This is a genomic window from Okeania sp. (genome assembly GCF_983059655.1).
Genome location: NZ_CEZPJD010000143.1, coordinates 1 through 13031 on the forward strand (window position 1 = coordinate 1; position 13031 = coordinate 13031).

9 protein-coding genes are annotated in these 13031 nt (G+C 35.6%); 6 read left to right on the plus strand and 3 right to left on the minus strand.

Annotated features, from left to right (window positions below):
* Window positions 1-203, plus strand: a 203-nt coding sequence (locus AC3DU7_RS10645) for a hypothetical protein (RefSeq protein WP_488039323.1), incomplete at its 5' end; no start/stop codon positions are given.
* Between the two features lie 96 nt (window positions 204-299).
* Here the strand turns inward: AC3DU7_RS10645 and tnpA are convergent.
* Window positions 300-710 (minus strand): IS200/IS605 family transposase, encoded by a 411-nt coding sequence (gene tnpA, locus AC3DU7_RS10650; protein WP_488039330.1) that lies wholly within the window; start codon window positions 708-710, stop codon window positions 300-302.
* Between the two features lie 61 nt (window positions 711-771).
* Between tnpA and AC3DU7_RS10655 the strand changes: the two genes are divergently transcribed.
* Window positions 772-2022, plus strand: coding sequence for an RNA-guided endonuclease InsQ/TnpB family protein (locus AC3DU7_RS10655; protein ID WP_488039324.1), 1251 nt, complete (start codon window positions 772-774; stop codon window positions 2020-2022).
* A gap of 2 nt (window positions 2023-2024) precedes the next feature.
* Here the strand turns inward: AC3DU7_RS10655 and AC3DU7_RS10660 are convergent, their stop codons facing one another.
* Window positions 2025-3800, minus strand: coding sequence for an ABC1 kinase family protein (locus tag AC3DU7_RS10660; protein WP_488039325.1), 1776 nt, complete (start codon window positions 3798-3800; stop codon window positions 2025-2027).
* A gap of 796 nt (window positions 3801-4596) precedes the next feature.
* Window positions 4597-5592, minus strand: a complete 996-nt coding sequence (gene purM, locus AC3DU7_RS10665; protein ID WP_488039331.1) for a phosphoribosylformylglycinamidine cyclo-ligase — start codon at window positions 5590-5592, stop codon at window positions 4597-4599.
* Between the two features lie 510 nt (window positions 5593-6102).
* On the opposite strand from purM, the gene AC3DU7_RS10670 reads away from it, so the two are divergent.
* The 4 genes from AC3DU7_RS10670 to AC3DU7_RS10685 all read left to right on the plus strand — a co-directional run bounded on the left by AC3DU7_RS10670 (window position 6103) and on the right by AC3DU7_RS10685 (window position 12845).
* The gene (locus AC3DU7_RS10670) at window positions 6103-7140 is read left to right on the plus strand and encodes a septal ring lytic transglycosylase RlpA family protein (protein WP_488039326.1); all 1038 of its coding nucleotides are present in this window, start codon (window positions 6103-6105) and stop codon (window positions 7138-7140) included.
* Window positions 7141-8488: 1348 nt separating this feature from the next.
* The gene (locus tag AC3DU7_RS10675) at window positions 8489-10048 is read left to right on the plus strand and encodes a bifunctional pantoate--beta-alanine ligase/(d)CMP kinase (protein ID WP_488039327.1); all 1560 of its coding nucleotides are present in this window, start codon (window positions 8489-8491) and stop codon (window positions 10046-10048) included.
* Between the two features lie 221 nt (window positions 10049-10269).
* Window positions 10270-11304, plus strand: a complete 1035-nt coding sequence (locus AC3DU7_RS10680; RefSeq protein ID WP_488039328.1) for a polysaccharide deacetylase family protein — start codon at window positions 10270-10272, stop codon at window positions 11302-11304.
* 293 nt (window positions 11305-11597) lie between these two features.
* Complete coding sequence (locus tag AC3DU7_RS10685; RefSeq protein ID WP_488039329.1) at window positions 11598-12845, plus strand: FtsX-like permease family protein; 1248 nt, start codon at window positions 11598-11600, stop codon at window positions 12843-12845.
* The last annotated feature ends 186 nt before the right edge of the window (window positions 12846-13031 follow it).

Genomic DNA, 13031 nt, shown 5'->3' on the forward strand with positions numbered 1-13031 from the left:
GCAGAAGGGCAAGAAAGGTTGAAAGGGATAAGGTTTTTATATCAAATCTGGTAGCATTGGTACAATTTAAGATTATGGGGAGAATAGTTAATATTGTAAGGGTGAAAGGCCGTTTGCTTCGCATAACTTCGTTAACGCCCCTACTGACGATAGAATTATATTACTCCGAAGCCAGCGGATTTGATATCACTATCCTTTTTTAGCTGACCCGCCAAGAAGCCTCACACCATAATTTTAATTTGGTGTGAGATGAATTGGCGGTAAATTAGTGGGACTCGATGTCCCACTAATTTACAATATTATTCTGGGGTTTTCTGATTTTCAATGTACTTTTTCAAAGTGGAAATTGTTACCCCACCGCAAGAAGCAATAAAATAAGAGCCATTCCATAAAACATCTTTCCAGTAAATAGCATTAATTTGTTCTGAAAATTCTTTTCTTAATCGTCGGCTTGTAACTGTTTTAACATTATTAACTAGCTTGCTTAACATAACGTTGGGATGATACTGAAACAAAATATGAACGTGGTTTTCTTCCCCATTAAATTCTACTAATTTACACTCCCATTTAATTAATAATTCTTCCAAAATTTCATTTAACCGAGCCAGCATTGATGCTGTAAAAACATCTTTCCTGTATTTGGTTGTTAAGATTAAATGGGCTTTTAAATCTGACACTGAACGACCACTTGATACAAAATCCGATTGCATATTAGTTGTCATTTTTAAAAATTGGTGTTAAAATAAAAGCATACACTAAGTTAAAGCAGATATGCGCACTGCCTACCAATACAAGTTAAGGCCGAACAAAGAACAAATAGCCACAATAGAACTGTGGTTAGAATTGTTACGTCGGCAGTACAACTATAGATTAGGCGAGCGGTTCTCATGGTGGTCAGAAAACCGTTGTCCGGTTAACGCTTGCCCCTTAGTGATGCCAATTCCTCAACTAAGAGATAATCCAGATTATTACTCTCAGAAAAAGGATTTGGTCAATACCAAAGATAAATTTCGGGAGTACAAATTAATTCATTCTCAGGTATGCCAGGATTGCATTAAACGGGTAAAACTAGCTTTTGATAGGTGGTTTAAAGCAGATAAAAACGGGCAGCGATTAGGCAAACCAAGGTTTAAAGGAAAAGGACGTTATCGCAGTTTTACTTATCCTCAAATCAAACTTAACTGTATTGAAGGAAATCAAATTAATTTGCCCAAAATAGGAAAAGTAAAGTTAATTCAGCATCGTCCAATACCAGAAGGTTTTCAAATTAAAACAGTAACAATTAGCCGTAAAGCAGATGGTTATTATGTAACTTTATCCCTAGAAGACAAATCAGTTCCAGCTTTGACTACTATTGTTGAACCTACATTAAAAAACACTCTGGGAATTGATATGGGACTGAAGGAATTCTTAGTAACTAGTGTTGGAGAATCTGTCCCCATACCCCAATACTATCGAAAATCTCAGCAGCGATTAAAGACTCTACAGAAACGTTTATCTCGTAAAAAGAAAGGTAGTAAAAGATGGTTAAAAGCTCTTCTATCTGTAGCGAAACAACACAAAAAGGTAGCCGATAAACGTAAAGACTTTCATTTCAAAACAGCTAATGAATTGTTATCAAAAGCCGAAGTTATCGCCCATGAAAATTTAAACATTAAAGGACTAGCAAAGACTCGTTTGAGTAAATCAATTAATGATGCTGGCTGGGGACAATTTCTAACTATTTTAACTGTCAAAGCCGAAAATGTTGGACAGAAAACTATAGCAGTGAACCCCAAAAATACCAGCCAAAATTGCTCAAACTGTGGGAAAAAAGTTCCCAAAAAATTAAACATACGAACTCATTGTTGTCCGCATTGCGGTATTGCGATTGATCGTGATGTGAATGCAGCAATAAATATTAAAAATAGGGCGGTAGGGCATTCCGTCCTTAAAGCTCGTGGAGTCCGACGGGGTACCGGGACTGCGAAACGAGAGAGCTTACACTATACCGCAAGGTTAGTGTGGGAGTATGTCACATAACCTTAAACATTTAACTCTTTACGCCCTAAAATTTTAGCTGTAGCTAATAAAACTTGGAAAATCAGTCCTAAAACAATTAATATTCCGACCCACTCCAAGTATGGTATGTATGGGAGCTTGCTAACTACTTCATCAATCATTTGAGTATTAATAGGCTCAATAACCTCAAAATAGTGTTGATAAAGGAATACATACAATACACTAAGTTCAGCCACTAGCACAAAATAAGATAACCTCCGCAAAATAACTACCATTGAGAGAGCAAACTGATTAACTGTCAACTCATAAGCATTTGTTCGCTTTCTAATTTCCGGCAAAGTTAAATAACTATATTGATTCACAGTATTTGAAGCTTGGTTAACCCATTTAAGGATATTTTCAGGACGTAGACCATTAATTAAAGCACGACGCTGTGCTTGTTTATTATACTTGTTAATAACTTCAAACACATCTATATCTGGCCATAGATATTGCAGTGAACCATCTAATGCCAGAACAGACCTAGTAAGTTTTAAAAAGTCCCAGTTAGTAGGGATTTTATAAGCAAAAGCGACATCAGTTACTCCTTTAATAGCTCCACCTAGAGATTTTTGCCGAAACGGTACTCCTTTAACTTGAGATTTGACATACCAGTTCTCAAATTGACGCCCCATCTCTACTCGCACCCGATCGATATCCACTTTAGGAATACCAACACCAAATCGAATATAGTAATCTGCTGCTTTGGTAAAATTTCCTTCCCCTAAACCATTAACATAGTTCAAGTAAGTATTCCTTAATTCTGCTTCCAAAGATCCGGTACTTCCGTGGTCAATCAGCACGAACCTATTATTACGCAACAATATTATATTACCTGGATGTAAGTCAGCATGAAATAGATTGTCTTCAAACAGTTGTCGGAATAAAGACAAATATAACTTTTCCCCCAGTTTCACTCGATCGATATTATTTTCTTCCTCCCATTTCACAGCTAGAGAACGTTTATTTACCAGAGTTTTAATGTAGTCTGACATCATTACACCATTGATAAATTCCATTACCAAAATTCGACGCTTAGAATATTTTTCGTATATCTTTGGTACAAAAACTTTATGTTCTTTCAGAGATTTTCTCATCCGAATAGTGCTACTTGCTTCATATCTGAAATCTAGTTCTTCTCGAAAAGTTTTATCCAACTCTGTGATAAATTCACCCCAACCTAAATAAGTAGCAATATTCAAGAAAATTAATAGATTAACTAGACCTTTAATTACCTCTAAATCTCGTTTAAAAGCATCTTCTAAACCAGGACGCTGAACCTTAACAACCACAGGAATTTGTTTTTTACGCAAAACTGCAGTATGAACTTGAGCAATAGAAGCTGCTGCGAGGGGTTCCTCATCAAAAACTGCAAAAACTTTCTTCAAAGGAACACCCAATTCTGACTCAACAGTGGAGCGAACGATATCAAAAGGAAAACCAAGTGCTTCAGACTGTAAACTTTGTAAGGCATCACATATAGGTTCTGGCAAAATATCTGTTCGTAGTGCTAAGACCTGACCTGCTTTTACCCAAAAACCACCAAAATCTTCAAATATTTCTCGCAATTGACTTGCTGTTTTTTCTATATCTGATTTGCCAGTAAATCTGCGCCACTGTACCCTGACAAAATAAATAATAAATCGCCTAACAACATAAGGAGTAGTGACTCGTCGCTTCTCTATTTTTTCTACAATCTTGACTTTTTTTCTTTTCTTTTTTTCAATCAGTGGTGTTGGAATATGTTTCTTTTTTAGCATTCTATAATATCTTAGAAAAGACGTAGATTTATGTATATATTTTTGATTTACAGAACTAAATATAGTTTATATCCAGCATATTTTCAGTTATCAGTTATCAGTTATCAGTTATCAGTACCTCTGCAATAAGGAGGCTTGACCTTGGCGAATCTGCTCTTTTTTTATCCCCTTAAAAGGGGAGGCACATACCCACAATTTTTCGGTAAAACTATTCTTACATTTGCTGTTTCTTGTTCCCTTTTCCCTGTTCCCTAGGACAATAAAACTTTGTACCTCCAAGACTCGAAAACTGCTGTAACTTATAGTTAAAAATAACTTGAAAGCTAAAGACTAGAAAGAAAATCAGTATCTTAATATTTACTTGAAAAATCAGCTCTCATATTCTGAGATTAGGAATAGCTGAATAATTATAACTATCAAAAATAAATCAGGAAACTAACCCCTTATTATTCCCTAAAATCAAGAAAAAGAATTTATTGCTGAATTATATTTATAATCATACTAATAATTGATTACCAAAAAAAATAATTAAACAATTAATTAATTATTTAATTATTGATAAATAGTTATTACAGTAATTGTTTTTTCCCTAGGAAAATGCTATTACCCTACTTGACCAAAAGATAAGGTTTCAAACCTCCCCTTTCAAGGGGATGAAAAAAAATCAAGTTCAATATTTCAAGCCTCTAACTTTCCTAGGTCATGCTGCGCAAACAGGCAGAAGTACTGATGAGTGATAACTGAAATGACCCAAATAAATTCCTATAGATAAAATGGATTAATACTTTATCAAAAACTAATTAACTTCACCCAGACAATAACCTTTGATTCCCTGAGAAGCAAACCAATCAATAGTTATTTCTGACTGAGTAGGTGGCACTAAAACTACAAAACCAATTCCCATATTAAAAGTATTAAACATAGCTTTCTCTTCAACATTTCCAACTTCAGCTATCCACTTAAAAATAGGAGGAATATCCCAACTACCTTTATCTATATCAATAGACATTCCTTCTGGTAAACAACGAGGTAAATTTTCTGGTAAACCACCACCAGTAATATGAGCCATACCATGAATTTCTAAACCAGATTTTTGTGCTGCTAAAATTGGTTTAACATAAATTTTTGTTGGAGTTAATAGCGCCTCTCCTAAACTTTTCTTATTCAAAAAATCTGGGCAATCTTGTAGAGAAATATTGTACTCATCAATAATCTTTCTCACCAAACTAAAACCATTACTATGAATTCCACTACTTTCCAAGCCGATCGCCACATCGCCCACTTGCACTTGAGAGCCATCCAAAATTGAGCTTTTTTCCACAATTCCTACACAAAAACCAGCCAAGTCATACTCACCAAGTGGATAAAAACCAGGCATTTCAGCAGTCTCTCCTCCAATTAAAGCACACCCCGCTAAACGACATCCTTCAGCAATGCCAGAAACCACTTCAGTTAACTGTTGTCGATCCAATTTTCCAGTTGCTAAATAATCTAAAAAAAATAGAGGTTCCGCCCCCGATGTCAATACATCATTGACACACATAGCAACCAAATCAATACCAACAGTATGATGACAATTAAGAGTATTTGCTAATTTTAATTTTGTGCCTACACCATCAGTACCAGAAACCAAAACAGGTTCTTTATAACCACTCGGCAAAGCAAATAACCCACTAAACCCACCTAATGCTCCTAAAACTTCTGGTCGGTGGGTACTAACAACCATATTGCGGATATTATCTACAAATTCACGACCCGCTTCAACATCAACACCAGCTTGTTTATAATCCATCATGTATCAGGCCAAAACTTTAAGTGTGCGCTAGACAACAAGAAATTAAGGAAACCCATTTTTGCAGATTCTCGATCTTGCAAAGGCAATTTCATAAATCCCTAGCTTTATCAGGATGTCTAGCCTTTAGAAGTTTACCATCAGTCTTGTCTCTATGAAATTAACCAAATTTTTTTTCTAATTTGATTCCCAATATTAAAAGTTTGTGATACTCTATTCCAGTCTCTTAATAATACTTAAACATCGAAGAGTTTGGGTTATCCGGAATAGTCTTAGCTGGACTATACCCAGATAAGTTCAACTCAACGAGTGCTCCTTGACATACTCCCGACGTTGTACTTTAGCGACAACCGGGAATTCTTCAACCCGCACGCGGAGTTGCAGTTTATACAGAGGTGATGTCCTCCCCCTGTCTCCCTCAGTATACAATGTTCTGTCTCTCCCATACGGCGCTGAATCAAATATTACAGCGCGGGAATTCCCGCCAGGAAAGTTAAAAAAAATAGGTTTATGAAGCACAAAATTTGGACTTTTCTTACTACTTTCTTGATATTTTCTAGTGTAGGTGTAGGTTACTCTTATGCAGATACTCTTCAAGAAGACAACTTTTATAAAAAAAACGAACCAATAGACAAAAGCTTAGAAACAAACGATCGCTTACAGAAAACTGTTGCCAATAGGCAAGCAGATGTAATGAAAGTTGGAGAATACCAGTTAAACAGACAACAGGGAGAAGATACTGTTACTGAAATTCTTGCCCATGAATTAACTGGTCGTCAAGCTGCAACTCTCTATGTTCGTAATATTCCAGTTCTTACTTTTCTTGACTCTCAGGATAAGAAGGCAAATAATATTAGTCCAGAGTCTAACTCAGACTCTTCGGTGAAAGTAGCTACTATTCAATCTTCTCATTCAAATCAACAAAAAGATCCTGTGTGGCGAGCATCAATAGTTGCCTCCCAACTAAATCAGCTAATGCAGGAAAACCCTAATCTGGATATTACAGCTAAGTGGGACACAGATACTGAAAGCTACATGATTCTGGTCAATGACCAAAAATTAGTAGAAATAGATGAACAGACTATTCTCTCAGGTACTACTAACGATTTAGCAACAGACACCCTACAAGCAACTAACCGTCTAAGACGACAAGTTAATAATGCTCCTCCTTTAAAAGAAATAACGGGTAAACCAAAACCAAAACCACAGCCAGAACCACAAAAAATAGCTGTTGGACCTGTTACTTTCCAATATCAAGGTTGGGCTTCTTGGTACGGCCCTGGATTTCATGGCAACTTAAGTGCTAGTGGCGAACGTTACAATCAATATGCCATGACAGCAGCCCATAAAACTCTGCCTTTTGGGACAAAGGTACGAGTGACTAATCTTAATAATGGTAGTTCAGTCGTTGTCAGGATTAACGATCGTGGTCCATTTATTGCAGGTAGAGTTATTGATTTATCTGCTGCGGCAGCCCGTATTTTAGGTATGATTCACAGTGGAGTTGCTCCCGTAAAAGTTGAGGTTATTGATTCTCGTGGGTCTTAATTTTGGCACTTATTTAATGTTTTTAATGTGTCACTTTACATCATTACAGGAGTTGTTACTTTAATAGTTTCGTGAGAGTGTCTATAGAAATCATTAGGGGGAAAAGTTTATCTTTTCCTCCTTTTTTCTGTTGCTTAAGTAAGTACCTGTGAAAATTAATTTAACATTTGTCACTAGGAAATATACCAAGCGTGATAAGTGTTTGTTACAAATAGTAGGGACGTTGCATAAGGGCGTCCGTACGAAAGAAGGAAGAAGGAAGAAGGAAGAAGGAAGAAGAAGGATATATTGAAAAAAAGGCAAAAACGATATGAATAACTATTCAAAATGCACGAGAGCTACTATTTTTAAGTATGTCCGATAGAGAGGCACTTTTCTAAGCATTCTTTTTTCACGCTTGGTAATAGAGAATAGGGAATAGGAAATAAAATATACTTATGTTTGATACCAAATCCGCCTTAGCAAGAAGGTACTTTAAAAAGTTGTAGCCTTTGCTATACATAGGATTTGTGAATAAAACAAACCTCTTTTGATACTCGGATTTGGTATGAGCAGTCGGTCTAAAAATAGACATCTCCTCCAAAAGAGGGAGTAGGGAGTAGGGAGTAGGGAGAAATAATTGATAATTTCTGTGCGATAATTGATTTTATTTTTTATTATTGGAGATGTCTAATAAATTTCCTTACCTATTTAAAAGGAGTGCATTTCACATTTGCAAAAATACTTTTTTCCTATATATTCGCTATTCCCTGTTGCCAGATGAGCTGTTGCCTAAAAGCGATAAATTTTTGGCTTTATTCACGCATTGAGATGCACCTTTTAAAAGAGCATTAGATTATTGGGATGAAGGCGGGTTGATCTAATTGGTTAAGACTTATTAATTTAAGGTGGAACCTGCTCCTACCCGATGCAACATTTTAGGTGTATCACGCCACTACTTAATCTTTTGTTTACCGAATAATTAGGCTTTAAAGCCTCTCCTTTAAAGGAGAAACAAGACAAATTTTCCTTTGAGTCAATCCTATCCGTTTTCAAGTAGAGGTAATAATTAATAATTAATAATTGAAAAACAGCCTCTAAGATGACAATCAAATATACAATTAATTTTGTAATTTTACTTGACTACTTGGGTAATTAGTAATGAGAGGTAAATTCATGTGAATTTGTATAGGATTAATTTGAGTAAGGCAATGCTTTGAAAAGCTCTAGTTATATGCAGCTTAATCAAAATTTTGTATAACTTTAATTTTGTTTTGCTAAATCATAATAACATTATTCTCTTCTCTCCTAGGTAAAAAGATTTCTACTATTACCAATTCCCAACTATCAATATTATATTTATCAAAAAATGCGTCTATTTACTACTATTGCAGCTTTGCAATGCTACTTAAACTTATTGAAAAATGATCTACAAAAATCTCCACATACTGTTGGTTTAGTACCAACAATGGGAGCTTTACACAAAGGACATTTAAGCTTAATTAAACGTGCTAAAGAAGAGAATCAAATTACTATAGTCACTATTTTTGTTAATCCTTTACAGTTTTCTCCTAGTGAAGATTTCCAACAATATCCTCGGCAGTTAGAAGCAGATAAAAAACTATGCGAACAAGAAGGAGTAGATATTATTTTTGCTCCCACTCCTGAAACGATGGGCATGGAAAATGAGTTGTCTACTAATGCTCAAAATTCTACAACTACAGTTGTTCCTCCATCTAGCATGACATCAATTATGTGTAGTCTTTCTAGACCTGATTTTTTTCAAGGAATTGCCACTATTGTAACTAAATTATTGAGTTTAGTTCAGCCAAATAATGCTTATTTTGGGCAAAAAGATGCTCAACAATTAGCAATTATTCAAAGGTTAGTAAAAGACCTCAGTTTGTCAGTTAATATTATTCCCTGTCCAATAGTCCGTGAAGCTTCAGGATTAGCTATCAGCTCTCGCAATCAATATTTAACTGTCGAACAAAAACAGCAAGCTGCCATATTATATAGCTCTCTTTGTCATGGTAGAAAAGTATTTTTAGAAAATCGAAATGCAGCAAATATTGTAGAAAAGATTAAAAATGCTGTGCAGGAACAATTGGCAATTTTACCATTTATAAAACTAGAGTATGTAGAAATAGTCAATCCAGAGAATTTACAACCTTTAGAAAATATTCAGGATATAGGTTTATTAGCGATCGCTGCTCATATTGGTTCTTGCCGTTTAATAGATAATATACTTTTGAGAAACCGTAAACCAATAATTGCCATTGACGGTCCTGCTGGAGCTGGCAAATCAACAGTAACCAAATTAGTAGCACAAAAATTAGGACTTTTGTACTTGGACACAGGAGCAATGTATCGAGCCGTAACATGGATGGTTTTACAAGCTGGTATCCCAGTAGAAGATGAACCCCAAGTAGCGGAATTAGTCAGTCAATGTCAGATTAGCTTTAATGGCCCTGAAAGTAACCATGTCATTATTAATGGCCAGAATGTTACAGAAGCAATTCGGAGCAGAGAAGTTACAAATAATGTTTCAGCTATTGCAGCTCAGGCAACTGTCAGGTATTTTATGGTAGAACAACAACAAAAATTTGGAACTAAAGGAGGAATAGTAGCAGAAGGCCGAGATATTGGTACTCATGTATTTCCCAACGCTGAACTAAAGATTTTTTTAACAGCTTCTGCCGAAGAGCGATCGCGACGACGACTGCTAGAGTTAGAACAAAAAGGTCAAACTAATATCAGCTTAGAACAGGTAAAAAAAGATATTATTCAACGAGACCAAAAAGATGCTAACCGGAAAATTTCTCCCTTACGAAAAGCTCCAGATGCTCTAGAAATTAGCACCGATGGTTTAAGCATAGCTGAAGTTACTCAGAAAATTGTAGATATTTACAAACAAAAAAATCCATAACTTACAGTTCATTTAATCCGGAAAGTACTGAGTATATTAAGATTAACTAGATTAAATTCAGGAGGAAAATTAAGTATTTTATTTTTCTCAATAAAAATATTTTTATGCATAACTATTATCGTATAGTGAAAATAATAGTTACACCGCCTAAAAACTAGAAAAAATTTGAAAGATAGCTGAAAATTTCAAAAATTATAAATATAAAGGTGTGTAGGAGAAATATGACAAATTTAGGTTCACTATCCAGACAAGGAAAATCTTTAGCAACAGTTATAGCTGCTAGTGGAAGCTTCCTAATCGGAATGTTATTGCCCATGGAAATATGGACAAATCAACAAACAAATACTAAAGCAACTACAGTTAAAACAGCAACAAATACAAATACAGTTAAAATAGCAACAAATACAAAACAAATAAATCAGTCAGTAAATAACAAAGAAACTCCATTAGAAGTAATTAAAATTAGTTCTGTTGTTGCCAAAAAAGTTAATAATACTAAACAAGAACTAAGAGAATTAGAATTAAAAACCTTTAACTTTAGTGTCCCCAAAAGATTCCAAAGTCAAACAGTTAAAAACATTACTCTCAATAGCAAACAGAAAGTTATTTCCTTAACCTTTGACGATGGTCCGTGGAACAAAACTACAGAACAAATATTAGATATTCTTAAAAAACATAATATTCGAGCAACTTTTTTCGTAGTTGGCCAACATCTAAACACACGTCAAGAAATAGGTAAAAAGATTGTAGAAGAAGGTCACGTTATTGCTAACCACACATGGAACCACCCTTCTAAAAAGGGTAAAATGAGTCCAGACCGCATCAAAAGCGAAATTGGACGTACAGCAGACCTCATATATAAAATCACAGGTAGGACTACCAACCTATTTCGTCCTCCTGGAGGTGTCCTCGTTAATGGTTTAGCCGACTACGCCAAAGAACGGAAACACACCGTAGTTTTATGGTCTGCTGATTCTGTAGACTGGTATTACAGGTCAGCTAAAGAAATTACTAAAAAAGTTTTGAATAAAGCTAGCAATGGTGGAATTGTCTTACTACATGATGGAGGTGGCCCAAGAGGTCACGTTGTTGAAGCTCTACCCAATATTATTGCTGGCTTGAAAAAACAAGGTTATGAATTTGTGACCATACCAGAATTACTAACAATTAAAGATAGAGAGCTACATCAGGAAGAATTAGCAAAACAAAGACAAATTAAAAAGCAAGAAACAAAGGCAGAAGGAAACAAGGAATAAACTATGAGATATTAAATCTAACAGCAAAAGAAAAAGATTTGATTTTTGATTTCCTACTCACGACTTTTCTCAACCGAAGGTAGATCAAAATACCTTTACTATATATTAGTTGTGAGTTTTGTATAAAACTTCAGAGCAGATTGATATTGTTATAGCAAAGGACGAGTTAGTTAGGACATAGATTGATGATGAACTGTAAGACATAGTCATACTTTTCCCACTGTTGCCTGTTCCCTGTTCCCTGCTATATATTGTTGGTAAACCTATCTATTAGGACTTTTGACTAAAACAAGATGGCTTCTATAGCTCGCAAAAATTTATTAGAAGATATTCCTAGGTTCATCGTAGCCCAAGCAGGGATATTATTTGCAGTCAGCTTAGTGACGATTCAAACAGGCATATTAAATGGGTTTGCTCGTTCCACAACCCTACTAATAGATAAATCCAATGCAGATATTTGGATCGCCTCTGATGAAATGGTCAACTTCGAGCTAACAGACCCCCTAATATACGGTCAATTGAATCAAGCTAAAGCAATAGAAGGTATCCAACAAGCAGAAGCTTTAATTTTAGGGTCAGTCAGATGGCGGCCTCAGAATGGAGAAATGAGTCCATTAATGGTGATTGGATTTAATCCAGATGGACAACTATTCCAGCCAGGAAATATTATTGAAGGTAACGTCAGCGACCTAAAACAACCATTCGCAGTGATGGCCGACCAAAGTAGATTATCCAGTATGCTTTCAGAAGGAGTAGGAACAACAGCGATCGCAGGTTCCCTACCAGCAAAATTAGTTGCAGTAACCAAAGGTACTCAGTCAATTGTATCAAGTACCTTATTATTTACATCCCTAGAAAATGCTAACACATATATTAGTGCAGGTATTAACGCCGAAGTTAACTGCAAAGTCGTAGGAGCAGGAAATCTCCAATGTACAAAAGTAGTAGAAAAAAAAGACCCCAATCAAAAATTGGAAGAAACGCCACCACCAAAAGAATTAGAAGTAGCAGACCCGATCGCCTATATATTAGTCAAGGCTAAACCAGGTGAAGATTTACAAGTATTAAAACAGAGAATAGAAGAGGCGATACCAGCTACCAATGCTTACACTAAAGATGAATTATCTGAAAAAACCAGATTTTTTTGGTTGGCACGAACAAATATTGGTTTAGTTTTGGGAATGGGTGCAGTAGTAGGTGTAATTGTGGGCATAGTAGTGGTTGCTCAGATTTTGTATTCATCTGTATCCGATCACCTGAAAGAATTTGGTACTCTCAAGGCAATGGGTGCATCTGATAAGGAGTTGTATGCAGTAATTGTGGAGCAGGCAGTTTGGATGGCAGTCTTAGGTTATCTGCCTGGGATGTTAGTGTGTTTAGGATTGAGTACTTGGGTGGCAGGTAAAGGAATTATTATTTTGATTACACCTTTGTCTGCACTTGGAGTGTTAGGTATAACAGTTTTTATGTGTGTCGGATCGGCTTTCTTTGCCATTCAAAAAGTAACTCGTATCGATCCTGCAATTGTATTTAAAGCTTAGAAATAATTTCAATTATTGGTCGCCAGTCGATTTGAAGAAGGTTGTTGGTGGTAGGATAGAGCTAGGGAACACTTAACTGGGAACAGAGAACAGAAAATACCTTAAATTTTAAGCTTCAAAGAGATAGTATTCCCTTAACCACTTGACTTTTTTTAGGAGACCGCTACTTGTACACCACTACCGAAA